This window comes from Curtobacterium flaccumfaciens, assembly GCF_013359815.1.
GTDB lineage: Bacteria > Actinomycetota > Actinomycetes > Actinomycetales > Microbacteriaceae > Curtobacterium > Curtobacterium flaccumfaciens.
On the sequence record NZ_JABMCF010000031.1, the window covers coordinates 33053 to 50548 of the forward strand.

Here is a 17496-nt window from a genome sequence, read left to right on the forward strand (position 1 = left end):
CTCCACAACGTCCACCATCGCGTGCCATGATGTGCGCGCGCCGACACAGGAGACAGCGCTGCTATCCCACGCTCTTCCCCTGTCCCTCTCCGCTGCGGTTGACACCGTCGCGGCGGGGAGCAGCAAGGCCGCCGAGTTCCATGGTCCGTCGATCAACGAGTTCTTCCCGGATGCGATCTTCTTCGCCGGGACGCCGTTCGAGATCGATCGGCTCGTCCTCATCCGTTTCTTCGCCGTCGCCGTGCTCCTGGTGTTCGCGTTCGTGGGCACCCGTGCACTGAAGCTCGTGCCGAACCGCGGTCAGGCGTTCATCGAGTACGCGTTCGACGTCGTCCGTCGCAACACCTTCGACAACCTCGGAGAGAAGGACGGCAAGCGCTTCCTGCCGCTCCTGGCGACGATCTTCTTCGGCGTGCTCTTCATGAACCTGACCGGTCTGGTCCCGTTCATGAACCTCGCGGGCACCAGCCGCATCGCGATGCCGATGATCCTGGCGATCGTCGCGTACCTCGCCTTCATCTACGCCGGCCTCCGCAAGCACCCGGGCACGTTCCTCAAGAACTCGCTCTTCCCGCCCGGGGTGCCGTGGCCGCTGTACATCATCGTGACGCCGATCGAGCTCGTCTCCACCTTCGTGCTCCGTCCCGTCACCCTGACGCTGCGACTCCTGATGAACATGGTCGTGGGGCACCTGCTCCTCGTGCTGTTCTTCTCGGCCACGCAGTTCTTCTTCTTCGACGCTTCGCTCGGCTTCAAGGCCTTCGGCGTCGGGACCATCGCGTTCGGCATCGCGTTCAGCTTCTTCGAGGTCCTCGTCGCGCTGCTGCAGGCCTACGTCTTCATGCTCCTCACCGCCGTCTACATCCAGCTGGCGCTGGCTGACGAGCACTGATTCCTCACTGACCCCCTACGGGACCGGCGACCGTCGGACCCGCACCTCGAAAGGAAAACACGTGGACGCAACGACCGTTCTCGCGGAGATCAACGGCAACATCGCGACGGTTGGCTACGGCCTCGCAGCGATCGGCCCGGCCATCGGTGTCGGCATCGTCGTCGGTAAGACGATCGAGTCCGTCGCTCGCCAGCCCGAGCTCCAGGGCCGCCTGACGACCCTCATGTACATCGGTATCGCCTTCACCGAGGCCCTGGCCTTCATCGGTATCGCCACGTACTTCATCTTCACCGGCACCAACTAAGGCTCCTCGATGCACAACGCACTCATCATCGCGGCGGAGGAGACGCACAACCCGCTGATCCCGCCGTTGTACGACGTCGTCTGGTCGGCGCTTGCCTTCGTCATCATCTTCCTGGTGATGTGGCGTGTCGTCACGCCGCGCATCACGAAGATGCTCGATGAGCGCACCGAGGCCATCGAGGGCGGCATCAAGAAGGCCGAGGCCGCTCAGGAGCAGGCCGCTGCTGCGCTCGACGAGTACAACAAGCAGCTCGCTGACGCACGTGCCGAGGCTTCGCGCATCCGTGAGCAGGCCCGCGCCGACGCCACGGCGATCGGCAACGAGGTCCGCGAGCAGGCGGCCGCCGATGCAGCACGCATCACGGCCAACGCCCAGGCGCAGATCGAGGCCGAGCGCCAGAGCGCCGTCCAGGCACTCCGGTCCGAAGTGGGCACCCTCGCGCTGGACCTCGCGTCCGGTGTGATCGGTGAGTCGCTCAAGGACGACGCCAAGTCGACCGCAGTGGTCGACCGCTTCCTCGCCGACCTCGAGGCCTCGCAGGCCACGAAGACGGGGGAGCACTGAGCATGCGCAGCGCTACCAGAGAAGCACTCGCGTCCACCAGGGCGGTGCTGTCGGACCTCGGTCCGAGCGCCGGCCTGGCCGCGGGTGCCGAGATCCTCGCCTCCGGGCGTGCGATCGCCGGTGCGCCGCAGCTGCTCGGGCTGCTGTCCGACCCCACGGCCGACGCGGCCGGCAAGAAGGTCCTCATCGACCGCGTCTTCGCCGGACAGTCGGACGCGACGCGTGCGGTCCTGACCGCGGTGGCCGGCTCGCGCTGGTCCTCGCAGCAGGACCTGCTCGCGGGCATCGAGGACGCGGGCATCCGCGCCGTCGCCGCCACCGCGGGTCCGGACTCGTCGATCGAGTCGGAGCTGTTCGCCTTCGAGACCGCCGTCCGCTCGGACGCCGGCCTCGAGCTGGCGCTCGGCACCAAGCTCGGCAGCCCCCAGCAGAAGGGCGCGCTCGTCGAGCGGCTCCTCGGTGCCAAGGCATCGGAGCAGACGATCACGATCGTGTCGGCCCTGGTGCAGCAGCCCCGCGGCCGCCGCATCGGTGAGATCGTCCGTGATGCCTCGCGCATCGTGGCCGAGCAGGCCGGCAAGCTCGTCGCGACCGTCGTCACGGCGACGCCACTGACCCCCGCCCAGTCGGCCCGCGTCACGCGCGGTCTGTCCGAGCGGTACGGCAAGGACATCAGCATCAACCAGGTCGTCGACCCCACGGTCGTCGGCGGGGTCCGGGTGCAGATCGGCGGCGACGTCATCGACGGCACCGTGTCCACGCGACTCTCGGAGCTCCGGCTCCAGCTCGCCGGCTAGGCGTACGGTCGAAGCCGCTCCTCCCCAAGTCCACAACGGGAACTGCCGAGTCCGGCAGCGTCACCCTCTCGGAGCCGAAGGGCCCCGGAAAACCACAAGGAAAATCCCATGGCAGACATCACCATCAGCCCCGATGAGATCCGTGATGCCCTGAAGGACTTCGTCTCGAACTACGAGCCGACGAAGGCCTCCACGGCCGAGGTCGGGCACGTCACCGACGCCGGTGACGGCATCGCCCACGTCGAGGGTCTCCCCGGCGTCATGGCGAACGAGCTCATCCGCTTCGCGGACGGCACGCTCGGCCTGGCGCAGAACCTCGACGAAGACGAGATCGGTGCCATCGTGCTCGGCGAGTTCGGCGGCATCGAGGAGGGCATGGAGGTCACCCGTACGGGTGAGGTCCTCTCCGCCCCCGTCGGCGACGCCTTCCTCGGTCGCGTCGTCGACCCGCTCGGCGCCCCGATCGACGGTCTCGGCGAGATCGCCGCAGAGGGCCGTCGTGCCCTCGAGCTCCAGGCTCCCGGCGTCATGGCCCGCAAGTCGGTCCACCAGCCGCTGCAGACCGGCATCAAGGCCATCGACGCGATGATCCCCGTCGGCCGTGGTCAGCGTCAGCTGATCATCGGCGACCGCCAGACCGGCAAGACGGCCATCGCGATCGACACGATCATCAACCAGAAGGCCAACTGGGAGTCCGGCGACGAGGAGAAGCAGGTTCGCTGCATCTACGTCGCCATCGGCCAGAAGGGCTCCACGATCGCCTCGGTCAAGGGTGCGCTCGAGGACGCCGGTGCGATGGAGTACACCACCATCGTCGCCGCCCCGGCCTCCGACCCGGCCGGCTTCAAGTACCTCGCCCCGTACACCGGTTCGGCCATCGGCCAGCACTGGATGTACCAGGGCAAGCACGTCCTCATCATCTTCGATGACCTGTCGAAGCAGGCCGAGGCTTACCGTGCGGTGTCGCTCCTCCTGCGTCGTCCGCCGGGCCGCGAGGCATACCCGGGTGACGTCTTCTACCTGCACTCCCGTCTGCTGGAGCGTTGCGCGAAGCTGTCCGACGAGCTCGGCGCCGGTTCGATGACGGGTCTCCCGATCATCGAGACCAAGGCGAACGACGTCTCGGCGTACATCCCGACGAACGTGATCTCCATCACCGACGGCCAGATCTTCCTGCAGTCGGACCTCTTCAACGCGAACCAGCGTCCGGCCGTCGACGTGGGCATCTCGGTGTCCCGCGTCGGTGGTGACGCCCAGGTGAAGTCGATCAAGAAGGTCTCCGGCACGCTGAAGCTCGAGCTCGCGCAGTACCGCTCGCTCGAGGCGTTCGCGATGTTCGCGTCCGACCTCGACCAGGCGTCGCGTCGCCAGCTGGAGCGCGGTGCGCGGCTGACCGAGCTCCTCAAGCAGCCGCAGTACTCGCCGTACCCGGTCGAGGAGCAGGTCGTCTCGATCTGGGCCGGCACGAACGGCAAGCTCGACACCGTCCCGGTGCCGGACGTGCTCCGCTTCGAGTCCGAACTGCTCGACCACCTGCGTCGCAACTCCGACGTCCTCACGACCCTGCGCGAGACGAACCAGCTCAGCGACGAGACCGTCGCCGAGATGGACAAGCAGATCGACGAGTTCACGAAGAGCTTCCAGACGAGCGACGGCAAGACCCTCGGCTCCGAGCAGTTCGACGCGGCTGACGCCGAGGACGTCGACCAGGAGCAGATCGTCAAGGGTCGTCGCTAGATGGCAGCGCAGGTCCGGGTCTACCGCCAGCGGATCAAGTCGGCGAAGACCACGAAGAAGGTCACCCGCGCCATGGAGCTGATCTCGGCGTCGCGGATCCAGAAGGCGCAGGCCCGCATGGCTGCGTCCGGTCCGTACTCGCGGGCCGTGACGCGTGCGGTGTCGGCCGTGGCGACGTTCTCGAACGTCGACCACGTGCTGACCACCGAGCCGGAGTCGTCGACCCGTGCTGCCGTCGTGCTCTTCACCTCGGACCGCGGCCTGAACGGCGCGTTCAGCACGAACGTCCTCAAGCAGGGCGAGGAGCTCGCCTCCCTGCTCCGCAGCGAGGGCAAGGACGTCGTCTACTACCTGGTCGGCCGCAAGTCCGTCGGGTACTTCGCGTTCCGTGAGCGTCCGTCCGAGCAGCAGTGGGTCGGCAACACCGACCAGCCGGAGTTCTCGACGGCCAAGGAGATCGGCGACGCCGTCGTGGCGAAGTTCCTCCAGGACACCGCTGAGGGCGGCGTGGACGAGATCCACATCGTGTTCAACCGGTTCATCAGCCTGGCGACCCAGGAGCCGCAGGTCGTTCGCCTGCTGCCCCTCGAGGTCGTCGAGGGCATCGACGAGCCCGAGGGCAACGAGCCCCTGCCGCTCTACGAGTTCGAGCCGGACGCCGATGCGGTGCTCGACTCGCTGCTCCCGGTCTACATCGAGAGCCGTATCTTCAACGCCATGCTGCAGTCGGCTGCTTCCGAGCACGCCGCGCGTCAGAAGGCGATGAAGGCGGCCAGCGACAACGCCGACTCGCTGATCCGTGACTTCACCCGACTCGCGAACAACGCGCGTCAGGCGGAGATCACCCAGCAGATCTCCGAGATCGTCGGCGGCGCCGACGCCCTCTCGTCGAAGAAGAAGTAGTCCGCGTCGTTCGCGGACAGATACCCACCCTCAGGAAGGCACCAGCCATGACCGACACCGCAACCACCGCGGTCGAGACGTCGTCGGCGCCCGGTGTCGGCCGGATCGCCCGTGTCACGGGCCCCGTCGTCGACATCGAGTTCCCCCACGACGCAATCCCGGAGATGTACAACCTCCTGTTCACGACCATCACCATCGGTGACTCGTCGCAGGAGATCGGCCTCGAGGTCGCGCAGCACCTCGGCGACGACCTCGTCCGTGCCATCTCCCTGAAGCCGACCGACGGCCTGGTCCGTGGCCAGGAGGTCCGTGACTCGGGCGCTCCGATCTCGGTCCCCGTCGGCGACGTCACCAAGGGCAAGGTCTTCGACGTCCTCGGGAACGTGCTCAACACGGACGAGAAGCTCGAGATCACCGAGCGCTGGCCGATCCACCGCAAGGCCCCGGCCTTCGACCAGCTCGAGTCCAAGACCTCGATGTTCGAGACCGGCATCAAGTCCATCGACCTCCTCACCCCGTACGTGCAGGGTGGCAAGATCGGCCTCTTCGGTGGTGCGGGCGTCGGCAAGACCGTCCTCATCCAGGAGATGATCCAGCGCGTCGCGCAGGACCACGGCGGTGTCTCGGTGTTCGCCGGTGTCGGGGAGCGCACCCGTGAGGGCAACGACCTCATCGGTGAGATGGAAGAGGCGGGTGTCTTCGACAAGACGGCCCTCGTGTTCGGCCAGATGGACGAGCCGCCGGGAACGCGTCTCCGCGTGGCCCTGTCGGCGCTGACGATGGCGGAGTACTTCCGCGATGTCCAGAAGCAGGACGTGCTCCTCTTCATCGACAACATCTTCCGCTTCACGCAGGCCGGCTCCGAGGTCTCGACGCTGCTCGGCCGCATGCCGTCCGCCGTGGGTTACCAGCCCAACCTCGCCGACGAGATGGGTGTGCTCCAGGAGCGCATCACCTCGACGCGTGGTCACTCGATCACCTCGCTGCAGGCGATCTACGTGCCGGCTGACGACTACACCGACCCGGCTCCGGCCACCACGTTCGCGCACCTCGACGCGACGACCGAGCTCTCCCGTGAGATCGCATCGCAGGGTCTGTACCCCGCGATCGACCCGCTGGCGTCGACGTCGCGCATCATGGACCCGCGCTACCTGGGTGCCGACCACTACGAGACGGCCACGCGCGTCAAGCAGATCCTCCAGAAGAACAAGGAACTGCAGGAGATCATCGCCATCCTCGGTGTCGACGAGCTCTCCGAAGAGGACAAGATCACGGTCGAGCGCGCTCGTCGTATCCAGCAGTTCCTCTCGCAGAACACCTACATGGCGAAGAAGTTCACGGGTGTCGAGGGCTCCACGGTGCCGCTCAAGGACACCATCGAGTCCTTCCGCGCCATCGCCGACGGCGAGTTCGACCACGTTGCGACCCAGGCGTTCTTCAACGTCGGTGGCATCAACGACGTGGAAGAGAAGTGGGCTCAGATCCAGAAGGAGAACCGCTGACATGGCGGGTCTCAGCGTGAGCGTCGTCTCGGCGGACCGTGAGGTCTGGTCGGGCGACACCACCATGGTCGTCGCACGGACGACAGAGGGCCAGATCGGCATCCTCGCCGGACACGAGCCCATGCTCGCGATCCTGGCGCAGGGTCAGGTCCGCATCACGCGGGCCGATGGGTCGACCGTCGCGGTCGACGCCGAGGACGGCTTCCTGTCGGTCGAGCACGACACGGTGACGATCGTCGCGCGGCAGGCCGCGCTGGCGTCCTGACCGGACTGACCGTCCTGCTCCCGCCTTCGGAGACGAAGCGGGAGGGCGGGGACACGAGGCGCACGCTCGATCTGCGTGCACTCTCGTTCCCGGAACTGGCCGATGAGCGGGCCGCGGTGATCACCGCGGCCCGCTTCGTCAGTTCCGAGGAGTCCTCGGCCAGGACGGCGCTCAAGCTCGGTCCGAAGTCGATCGCCGAGCGGCTCAGGAACCTCGAGCTCGACACCTCGGGCACCATGCCCGCGATCGAGCGGTACACCGGGGTCCTCTACGACCCGTTGAGCGCGCAGGACGCGGATGCGGCGACCCGTGCGTGGTGGGCGGAACACGTGATCGTGCAGTCCGCGATGTTCGGTCCGATCGGTGCCGGTGACCCGATCCCGGCGTACCGGCTCTCGCACGACTCCCGGCTCGGCTCGATCCGGTTGGCCGCGCACTGGCCCGCGGTGTCGACCCGTTCCCTGCTGACCCGTGCGGACGGCCTGGTGCTCGACCTGCGGTCCGAGGGGTACCGGCAGCTCGGTCCCGTGTCCGGAGCAGTGGCACCACGGGTGGTGAGCGTCGACGGCTCCGGTCGTCGTCGTGCGCTGAACCACTGGAACAAGACCGCGAAGGGTCGCCTGGTGGCGCTGCTCGCCCGCACCGGCGCGAGCATCGGCAGCATGGACGACCTGGTCGGTTGGGCGGCCGCGAACGGCGTGGTCGTCGAGCGCAACGAGGGTGGCTGGGACCTGGTCGCCGAGAGCCTCGAGCCCGTCGTCGCCTGAGCGGGTGCCGGGTCGGCTCGTCCTCCACAGGCGTGAGCGGGCTCGCTCCGGTCCACAGATGGTCGGGGCGACCCTGCCTGGAGGCTCCCAGCACGTTTCGATGGCGTGCATGATCCCTCTCACGGCACAGTCCGGCCCCGGCTCCGCAGTCCGTTTCCCTCGCGAGATCGCCGCGGCGGTCACCCTCCCCGCTGCGGCGGCCGCGCTTGTCGCGCCCGGTCGCGCCGACCTGTCGACGGCCGCTGCGACGGCCGTGGTGACCGCGTGCGGCGCACTCGCGCCCCGGATGGCCCTGGTGCCGTTCATCGCGGCGCAGGGCACGCCCGATCCCCGGTCGATCCGGGTGTTCGACCCCTTCGCGGACCCGACACCGCCGGCGCTCCACGGTTTCGGCCCGGCTCCCGATCGGGCCCGCGTGCGGCTCGCCGGTGACCGGTGTGCCGATGCGTGGCGCGTGTGGCGGGCGCAGGACGGCCCGTTCGACGGATCGTCGGGCGCTGCCGGCGCCCTGTCGCTCGGCGCCTGGTGTGCGTGGGCGCTCGGGTCGTGGGCCCGGGCGGAGACGCGTGCCCGGTACGCCCTCGAGACCCGCGCGGACGACCCGCTCGCGGGGCTCGTCCTGCGCTCGGTCGTCGCGGGCAGCGGGCCGTCGTGGGAGCGTCGATGACGTGGGGTCGACCGGATCGTCTACGGTGGGGGAGACCACACTGGGAGGGCTCCGGTTGTACGACGACGACATCGAGGACACCGTCATCCGGCGACCCCGACGATCGCTGGGCGACCGGACGGCGGACGCCGTCGACGACACCGTCATCCGGCGCGCAGGTCCCGTCGTTCCGGGAGCCGGTCCCGACTCCGACTCTGACCCCGGTTCCGACGACGGGGTCCTCGGTGACACGGTCATCCGGCCCGCGGCCGGGGCGACCGACCAGCCACCCGCAGCGGTGGATGACGTCGATCCGGAGGACACCGTCGTCCGGGTGCCGGCGCGACCCGGCGCCGGAGCGAGCCCGTTCCTGGGTGCCGCCCCGGGCCTCCCGGCCGTCCCGGCGGTGCCCGCCGCCCCCACGGCACGCGTGCCCTCGATCCGCATCGGCGACCGCACCTTCCGGCTCGACCACCCGGTGGTCATCGGGCGACGGCCGTCGCTGCCGCGGGTCACCCGTGGCCCGCAGCCCGAACTCGTGACCGTGCGGTCGACGTACGGGCAGGTGTCGTCGTCCCACGTCCGGATGCACGCCGAGGGCGAAGCCGTCGTCGTGCAGGACCTCCGGTCCACCAACGGGACCGTCGTCCGCCCGGCCGGGGCACCCGCCTACCGCATGGCGTCGGGTGCGTCGATCGTCGCGCTGACGGGTACGGTAGTCGAGATCGGTGACGGCAACGCCATCGAGGTCCTCTCGCCGTACCTCCGGGTCGCACCGACGGCAGAGGGGCTGCCTCCGGTTCCCCCGTGGCCCTCCGATCAGACAGCACACGGCACGCCCCGACCCACCAGAGAGCGATCCTGACACGTGACCGAACTCGGCCGAGCAGCCACTGCGCACGCCATCGACGTCCCCGGTGCCGACGGCGCCACCCTGACACTCTCGTGGGGAGCCGCGACCGACGTCGGTCGGCGGCGTGACCACAACGAGGACAGCTACATCGTGGGCGCGCCGTTCTTCGTCGTCGCCGACGGCATGGGCGGACACCTCGCGGGCGACCGTGCCAGTGACGCGGTCGTGCGTCGGCTCGAGCAGGTGACGGCCGAACCGTTCACCACGCGTCAGGGCATCCAGCGTGCGCTGCTCCTCGCGACCGCCGACATCGAGCGTGCAGCCGGCGGCAACGCCATCGGCGCGGGCACCACCGTCACCGGGATCGCGCTCGTGGCCTCGCTCGGGCAGCCCGCGGCGCTCGTGTTCAACGTCGGTGACTCCCGCACCTACCGCATCGAGGACGGTGTGCTCCGCCGCGTCACCGTCGACCACTCGGTGGTGCAGGAGATGGTGGACGCCGGCCTGCTGCGTGCCGAGGACGCCGAGCAGCACCCGGACAGCAACGTCATCACGCGTGCGGTCGGCTTCGGCGAACCGCCGGCGCCGGACTGGTGGACCCTGCCCCTGCGGGCCGGCGACCGCTACATCGTCTGCTCCGACGGGCTCACCAAGGAGCTCGGCGACGCCGGGATCGCGCGCATCGCGGCACGTGAGCCGGGCGCGCAGGACCTTGCGGCGCGCCTCGTCGGCGACGCCGTCGTGGCCGGCGGTCGTGACAACGTCACCGTGGTGGTGCTGCAGGTCGATGCCGCACCGGACGACGGCGACCTCGAGGACACGCTGCCGCGCCACTAGCTGGCCCCCGAACTGGGGGAACGCGTCGAGCTGTGGGGGATCGGCGTGCGGAATGTCGGTCACCCACGCTTCGTACAATGACATGGCCACGTCGAGAGAGCTGGCCGCTCGGCCGGGGGAGGAGAGGACCATGGCGAGACGCCTGCCGTCCAACCCGCCCGTGATCGGCGGTTTCAGTCCCGTGCACGTCCTCGGGTCCGGTGGCTTCGCCGACGTCTTCCTCTACGAGCAGGACATGCCCCGACGACAGGTCGCGGTGAAGGTGCTGCTGGACGAGGTCGTCGACGACCGCGTCCGGCAGATGTTCCAGGCCGAGGCCAACCTGATGGCCCGGCTCAGCACGCACCCGTCGATCCTCACCGTCCTCCAGGCCAGCGTCGCCGCCGACGGTCGGCCCTACCTGGTCATGGAGCTCTGCTCCTCGTCCCTCAGTGAGCGCTACCGCCGCGAACCGATCCCGGTGTCCGAGGTGCTGTCGATCGGCATCCGCATCGGGTCGGCGCTCGAGACCGCACACCGTGAGGGCGTGCTGCACCGCGACATCAAGCCGTCGAACATCCTGCTGACGGCCTACGGCAACCCCGTGCTCTCCGACTTCGGAATCGCCGCGACGATCGGGGGCACCGACCCCGACGAGCCGATCGGCATGTCGATCCCCTGGTCCGCGCCCGAGGTCCTGATCGACGAGTCGCGCGGCACGATCCAGTCCGAGGTGTACTCGCTCGCGGCGACCGTGTACTCGCTCCTCGCCGGGCGCAGCCCGTTCGAGGTCCGTGGCGGCAAGAACGGTGCGAACGACCTGATGCACCGGATCGACAAGGGCGGTGTGAAGCCCACCGGTCGCACCGACGTGCCGCCCTCGCTGGAGCGCCTGCTCGCCTCGGCGCTGTCCCGCAAGCCGCAGGGACGCCCCGCGACGGTGATCGAACTCGTCCGCGGGTTCCAGCAGGTCGAGGCCGAGCTCGGCATCCCGCAGACGTCCGCCGACGTCGCGGTCGAGGCCTGGGCGATCTCGACGCCGACCCCGCACGGTGAGCGCACCGTGATCCGTGAGCTGCAGCCACCCACCCGGGTCGGCGGGCGTCGTCGGACCCGCCGTGCGGTGCAGGGCGGGGTCGTGGCCGGCGGTTCGCACAGCGTCGGCACCGTGCACCGCACCGGGTCCGTGACGCGTGCCCGGCGCCGGACACGTTCGACCCTGGTCTGGGCGACGTCCCTCGCCGTCGTCGTGGTCGCCGCCCTCGCGATCGCCACGGTCGTCGTCGTCGGTCGGCTCGGCGCCGGGGCGATCCCGGTCGTGGCCGAGGTCCGAGCCGAGCCGTCGCCGCAGTCCGTTTCCTTCAGCTGGACCGATCCCGGGCTGCGCAGCGGTGACACGTACGTCATCTCCTCCAACGGGTCGTCGAGCCAGCAGACCGGCACGACGTTCGTCGTCTCGGGCGAGCGGGGCGACGAGGAGTGCATCGCCGTCGCCGTGAACCGCGACGGCAAGACGGGTGCCGCGAGTGCGCAGAAGTGCGCGACGATCGGGAGCGCCGGGTGATCCGCGCCCTTCTCGCGAAGCACCGCTCCGCCGCCGTGACGACCGGTGCCTCGGTGCTCGTCGCCGCCGTCGTCGCGACCACCGCCATCGTCTCCACCGGGTACCACACGCAACGCGTCGACCTGGGCGACGGCACGGTCTGGGTGCCCTCGGCCGAGTACGGCGCGGTCGGCCGGGCGAACACCGGCATCCTGCAGCTCAACACCGCGGTCGAGACGGCCAGCGACGACCTGTCCTTGCTGCAGCGCGGCTCCACCGTCTACAGCGTGGACGAGACCAAGGGCACGGTCGCCCGGGTCGACGTCGCCGACGCCACCGTGGGTGATGCGATCACGCTGCCGGCGGGGGCGCCGCAGGTCTTCTTCGCGGGCGACACCGCGGTCATCGGCAACGCCGACACGGGTGAGCTCTGGGCGACCCCCGCGAACGACCTCGCGGAGTTCGACGCGTCGGCCAAGGCTGATCTGACCCTGGGCGCAGACACCGTCTTCGACGCCTCCGACGGCCACGTCGCGGTCTACTCGGCGAAGACCGGGACGGCGTCGCTGGTCGACGTCGGCACGACACTCACCGTCGCCGAACGGTGGAAGGTCGACATGGACCGGGGCGACGACTTCCAGGTCGCCACGTTCGACGGTCACCTCGCCGTGCTCGACCGCACGAGCGGTGCCCTGTCGGTCGACGGCCGCACCGTCGAGCTCGGCGACCGGGTGGGGTCGTCGCCGGCCCTCCAGCGGTCCTCCGACAGCACAGCCCAGGTCACGGTCGCGGGCACGGCGGGCCTGGTCCGCGTCAGCGACTCCGGCACCGTGGACGCCACCGCGCTCCAGGTGGCCGGACGAGCCGCGCGGCCCTACGTCGACGGCTCCTGCACGTACGCGGCGTGGGCGGGCGGGCAGGCGATCGACACGTGCGACGGCAACGCGCTGCAGCGGCTGGCGAGCACCGGCGGCACGAGCGAACTGCAGATCCTGCACAACGGCGACACCGTCGTCGCCAACGACCCGACGAGTGGCCGTTCCTGGGCGATCGACCGGAGCGGTCAGCTCATCGACAACTGGGCCGACCTGATCAAGCAGGACGACGAGCAGCAGCAGGAGCAGGTCTCCGACGACGATCCCGAGGTCGACAAGGACCAGAAGCCGCCGGTGGCGGTGGACGACGAACTGGGCGCTCGTCCGGGACGCACCACGAGCCTCCCGGTCCTGCTCAACGACTACGACCCGAACGGTGACCCGATCATCGTGAGCGAGGTCGGCGCCATCTCGAAGTCCGCCGGCCGCGTCGCGATCGTCGGCGACGGCCAACGTCTGCAGGTCACGCTGTCGTCGCGGGCCACCGGCACCGTGACGTTCCCGTACACGATCACCGACGGCAACGGCGGATCGGACACCGCGACCGTCCGGATCAGCGTGCGCCCCGACAGTCAGAACGAGGCGCCGCGGCAGGTCCGTGACACCTCGGCCGACGTCGTCCAGAACGGGCACGTCGTCTCGAACGTCCTCGGCGACTGGGCCGACCCGGACGGCGACCCGGTCTACCTGGAGTCGGCGACCGCGTCGAACGGCGACCGGGTGTCGACCACACCGGACGGCCTGCTCGACTTCCGGAACGACAGCGGCCGGACCGGTGAGCGCTCCGTGCAGCTGGTCGTGAGCGACGGTCGCGCCGACGGCCGGGGTGCCGTGACGGTCCGGGTCGCCAAGCAGGGCACCGTCCCGCTGCGCGCCGATCCGTTCCCCGTGTCCGGGTACGCCGGCAAGGCCTTCACGGTCGAGCCGCTCGACCACGTGCGCGGTGGCAACGGCACCGTGACGCTGACGAGCGTGTCGTCGGCGTCCGGGCTCACCGTCACCCCGAGCTACGACGCCGGGACCTTCCGGGTGCAGGGGGAGCGGGCGGGCGACCACCAGCTCGAGTACACGGTGACCGACGGCGTCAAGACCTCGAGCGGCATCGTCCGGGTGACCGTCCTCGCGCCACCGGACGCCTCGACGGCGCCGATCACCACGCCGAAGACGGTGTTCGTCAACACCCTGTCCACCAAGGACACGGACGTCACCGCCACCGACATCGACCCGGCGGGCGGGGTGCTGCTCGTGACGGCGCTCGACGGACCCCCACGGGGCAGCGGTGTGCAGGCGAGCATCCTCGACCAGCACACGGTCCGTGTCACGCTCACGGCACCCCTCGACGGGCCGGTCTCGTTCGGGTACACGGAGACGAACGGCCTGGCGTCGTCACCCGGCACGATCACGGTCGTCGAGATCCCGAAGCCCGACCGCATCCAGCCACCGGTCGCCCAGCCGGACAGCGCCACCGTCCGTGTCGGTGACGTCGCGAACATCGACGTGCTCGACAACGACACCCAGCCCGAGGGCGAGCCGTTGACGCTGCAGCCCGAACTGGTGCAGAACGTCCCCGGTGACGGCGGCCTGCTGTTCGTCTCCGGCGACCACCTGCGGTACCTCGCCCCGAAGACGCCGGGCAACTACACCGCCGTCTACCGGGTCGCCGGCCCGGACGGCCAGTACGCCGACGCCGCGGTGTCGATCTCGGTGCGCGAACGCGACGCCGCCACGAACAACCCGCCCGTCCCGCAGACCGTCACCGCGCGCGTCGTCGCCGGGTCGTCGGTGCGTGTCAGCGTGCCGTTGAACGGGATCGACCCGGACGGCGACTCCGTCCAGCTGGTCGGCGTGGGCTCCAACCCCGACAAGGGGTCGGTCTCGGACGTCGCCTCGGATGCCCTGACCTACGAGGCGGGCGACTACTCGGCCGGCACCGACGAGTTCACCTACACCGTCGTCGACGCCCTCGGGGCCCGCGCCACCGGCACCGTACGGGTCGGCATCGCACCCCGCGCCGAGCAGGCCTCGAACCCCGTGGCCGAGGCCGACCACGTCACGATCCGCCCCGGTGGGTCGGTGACGGTGCGCGTCCTGCAGAACGACTCCGACCCGGAAGGCGGGCAGCTGACCGTCGCGCAGGCCGAGCCGACGGCCGAGGACGTCACCGCCAAGGTCCTCCGGAAGCAGCAGATCCGCGTCACGCCGCCGGAGTCGGCGAAGAGCGGTGACTTCGCGGTGCTCTACACCGTCGCGAACAGCAGCGGGGGGTCGAGCACGGCCTTCCTCACGGTGACCGTCGACCCCGACGCCCAGCCGCTCCGGCCCGAGGTCGACGACACGACCCTCGACCTGCAGGACATCCTGCACCGGCAGAGCGTGACCGTCGACGTGCTCGACAACGTCTTCTTCGCCGAGGGCACCGCGGCCGACCTCCGGGTCGGGGTCGTCCCCGGCTACGGCGACACCGCGACGCCCACCGACGACGGCCGCATCACCGTCCGGTTGACCGACGACTCGCAGGTGATCCCGTTCTCGGTCGCCCGGGCCGACCACCCGGACATCGTCTCCTACGGCTTCATCAACGTGCCGGGCTTCGACGACGCCCTGCCGCAGATCAACCGCAGCGCCGGTGCGGTCACGGTGAAGAGCGAGGCCACCGTCCGCATCCCGCTGCAGGACTTCGTGGTGACGGCGAACGGCGAGACCGCGAAGATCACCGACCGTGGCACGGTCAAGGCCACCCACGCCAACGGGCAGAGCCTGGTGGTGGACTCGTCGACGCTGCAGTTCACGTCGTCGAAGCTCTACTACGGCAAGGCGTCGATCTCGTTCGAGGTCACCGACGGGTCGTCGGCGAACGGCGGCAAGGGCCGCGTCGCCACCCTCGTGCTCCCGATCACGGTCACGCCCCGGTCGAACCAGCCGCCGGCTTTCACGGGATCCTCGGTCGAGATGCAGCCGGGCGAGACGCGCAAGATCGACCTGACGAAGCTGACCGACTACCCGTACCCCAGGGACCTGCCCGAGCTCCGGTACTCGATCGTCGGCCGGCCCGCCGCGGGGACGACCGCGTCGATCGCGAAGCAGCAGCTCACGATCTCGGTCGCCGACACCGCGAAGAAGAACACCACCGCGTCGATCGGGATCGGTGTCGCGGACGACGCCAACACCGGTCGCGCCGGCACCGTCACCGTCGGCGTCGTCGCCTCCACCCGTCCCGTTGTCCAGCCCGGTGCCGACCGGTCGGTGACGAAGCGCGGGGCGACCACCACCATCGACGTGCTCACGAACGACCAGCCGACCAACCCGTTCCCGGGTGAGCGGTTGCGCGTCGTGAACATCCGGGGTCTGTCCGGCGGGCTGCCGAGCGGCGTCACCGTGACCCCGAGCGGTGACCGCACGCGCCTGCAGGTGTCGGTCGCCGACACCGCGAAGCCCGGCGACGCCCACCTGCAGTACCAGGTGGCGGACGCGACGAACGACCCCGACCGGTACGTCTGGGGCGACGTCACGATCTCGGTGCAGGACGTCCCGGACGCTCCGGGTGCACCCACCCGCACCGGCTCCTACGACGGCGGTCAGGTCACGCTCACGTGGTCGACTCCGCAGGGCAACAACTCGCCCATCACGGGCTACCGGGTCGTCGGGACCAACGGCGTCTCGAAGAACTGCGGGACCGCGACGGTGTGCACGCTGACCGGACTCGACCCGAAGGCGTCGTACCGGTTCCAGGTCGTGGCGACCAACGCGATCGGTGACTCGAAGCCCTCGTCCCGCTCGGGTCCGATGAGTGCGGACTTCGTGCCGGCACCCCCGAAGGGCATCACGGTCACGCCGAGCAAGGCGACACCGAACCAGCTCGACGTCAAGTGGGGCAAGGTGTCCGCGCCGAACAACGGCAGCGCGGTCGACGACTACATCGTCACGATCGAGGGCCCGGGCCTGTCGACCACGCGGCACACCGGTACCGCCACGAACACCTCGTTCACCGGCGCCCAGAGCGCTGCCCAGTACAAGGTCACCGTGTCCGCTCGCAACGACGCCGACCGCAACGGCACCGTCGTGCAGTGGAACTCCGCGTCCGCCACCGGCAGTGCCGTCGGGACACCGGGCGTCCCGACGCTGAACGCGTCGCGTGACGTGTCGCCCGGGCGGACCAACGTGTCGCTCAGTGCGGCCGAGAACGACTGGGCCGGGGGCGGTCGAACGCTCACGATCGTTCGGTACCCGCCCGGGGCGAACATCCCGAACGGTTGCTCGACCACTGGTTCGGACAAGCGCTGGGACGGCGGCAGCGCCAGCGACACGCTGAACTCGAACGGCAACTTCCAGTACGTCGCGCTTGCCGACAACGGTCTGTTCTGCACGCCGAGCCGTGCGGCGTCCGTGCAGGGGTACTCCGCCCCGGGGACGGCGTCGGCCGACATCGGCGTCGAGCGGTTCAGTGAGGACGACGGAACGTACGCGATCCGCATCCGGAACCCTCGGGCCCAGCCGAGCCCCAACGGATCGATCGACCACTACGCCTACTCGGTCAACGGCGGCGGCCTCGTGTCCTTCGGCGGGAACGGCTCCTGGGTCACCGGTGCCGCGTTCGGCTCGACGGTGAGCGTGACCGTGGTCGCCTGCGCGGACGGCACGTCCAACTTCTGCGGGGACGGCTCCACGGTGGGCGGGCTGCGCCCGGTGCAGACCCGTGCCACGCTGCCGGATTCTGTGACGGCCGGGACACAACTGGCGGTGACTGCGCCGCCGCAGAACGCCGGGCTCCAGCCGACCGGCTACCGCGTCGTCTTCTGCGCCTCGCGGTACTACCAGCTCTGCGGAGAGGGCACGGTCTACGCGCCGGACGCCCTGCCGACGGTCGAGGACGCACCGCTCTCGCGCTACGTGTACGTCGCGGCGATCGTCGACGGCCACGAGGACCCGAACCCGCCGAGCGCGTCGATCGATGCGGCACCCGAACCGGAGCAGCCCGCTCCCGAGCAGCCCGCCCCGGAACCCGCTCCAGGCGGCTGACGCCCGCCCGACCTGC

General features: G+C 69.9%; 14 protein-coding genes. All 14 read left to right on the forward strand.

What is annotated here, in order from left to right:
• Positions 1 to 31 precede the first annotated feature (31 nt).
• The 14 genes from atpB (at position 32) to HP445_RS03100 (ending at position 17480) form a co-directional block, all read left to right on the forward strand.
• Entirely contained in the window at positions 32 to 892 is an 861-nt protein-coding gene (gene atpB, locus HP445_RS03035; protein WP_241660362.1) for a F0F1 ATP synthase subunit A, read from the forward strand.
• A gap of 61 nt (positions 893 to 953) precedes the next feature.
• A complete protein-coding gene (atpE, locus tag HP445_RS03040; protein ID WP_017885749.1) occupies positions 954 to 1196 on the forward strand; it encodes an ATP synthase F0 subunit C in 243 nt (80 codons plus the stop codon).
• 9 nt (positions 1197 to 1205) lie between these two features.
• Entirely contained in the window at positions 1206 to 1760 is a 555-nt protein-coding gene (locus tag HP445_RS03045; protein WP_071404610.1) for a F0F1 ATP synthase subunit B, read from the forward strand.
• A 2-nt stretch (positions 1761 to 1762) separates the two neighbouring features.
• A complete protein-coding gene (locus HP445_RS03050; protein ID WP_111033768.1) occupies positions 1763 to 2557 on the forward strand; it encodes a F0F1 ATP synthase subunit delta in 795 nt (264 codons plus the stop codon).
• A 108-nt stretch (positions 2558 to 2665) separates the two neighbouring features.
• Positions 2666 to 4294 carry a F0F1 ATP synthase subunit alpha gene (atpA, locus tag HP445_RS03055; RefSeq protein WP_027465778.1) on the forward strand — a complete coding sequence of 543 codons (1629 nt, stop codon included), beginning with the start codon at positions 2666 to 2668 and terminating at the stop codon, positions 4292 to 4294.
• Complete coding sequence (locus HP445_RS03060) at positions 4295 to 5197, forward strand: F0F1 ATP synthase subunit gamma (protein ID WP_110864050.1); 903 nt, start codon at positions 4295 to 4297, stop codon at positions 5195 to 5197.
• 47 nt (positions 5198 to 5244) lie between these two features.
• Entirely contained in the window at positions 5245 to 6699 is a 1455-nt protein-coding gene (atpD, locus tag HP445_RS03065) for a F0F1 ATP synthase subunit beta (RefSeq protein WP_017885744.1), read from the forward strand.
• A 1-nt stretch (position 6700) separates the two neighbouring features.
• Positions 6701 to 6964 carry a F0F1 ATP synthase subunit epsilon gene (locus tag HP445_RS03070; RefSeq protein ID WP_027465776.1) on the forward strand — a complete coding sequence of 88 codons (264 nt, stop codon included), beginning with the start codon at positions 6701 to 6703 and terminating at the stop codon, positions 6962 to 6964.
• 14 nt (positions 6965 to 6978) lie between these two features.
• A complete protein-coding gene (locus tag HP445_RS03075; protein ID WP_254699427.1) occupies positions 6979 to 7731 on the forward strand; it encodes a YaaA family protein in 753 nt (250 codons plus the stop codon).
• 109 nt (positions 7732 to 7840) lie between these two features.
• The gene (locus HP445_RS03080; protein ID WP_027465775.1) at positions 7841 to 8398 is read left to right on the forward strand and encodes a hypothetical protein; all 558 of its coding nucleotides are present in this window, start codon (positions 7841 to 7843) and stop codon (positions 8396 to 8398) included.
• Between the two features lie 25 nt (positions 8399 to 8423).
• Complete coding sequence (locus HP445_RS03085; RefSeq protein WP_175330775.1) at positions 8424 to 9242, forward strand: FHA domain-containing protein; 819 nt, start codon at positions 8424 to 8426, stop codon at positions 9240 to 9242.
• Positions 9243 to 9245: 3 nt separating this feature from the next.
• The gene (locus HP445_RS03090; RefSeq protein ID WP_128779997.1) at positions 9246 to 10067 is read left to right on the forward strand and encodes a PP2C family protein-serine/threonine phosphatase; all 822 of its coding nucleotides are present in this window, start codon (positions 9246 to 9248) and stop codon (positions 10065 to 10067) included.
• 130 nt (positions 10068 to 10197) lie between these two features.
• Positions 10198 to 11610: a serine/threonine-protein kinase gene (locus HP445_RS03095; protein ID WP_111110648.1), complete on the forward strand. Its 1413-nt coding sequence runs from the start codon at positions 10198 to 10200 to the stop codon at positions 11608 to 11610.
• Positions 11607 to 17480, forward strand: a complete 5874-nt coding sequence (locus tag HP445_RS03100) for an Ig-like domain-containing protein (protein WP_128779996.1) — start codon at positions 11607 to 11609, stop codon at positions 17478 to 17480. Before HP445_RS03095 ends, HP445_RS03100 begins: the two co-directional genes overlap by 4 nt.
• Positions 17481 to 17496: the final 16 nt, after the last annotated feature.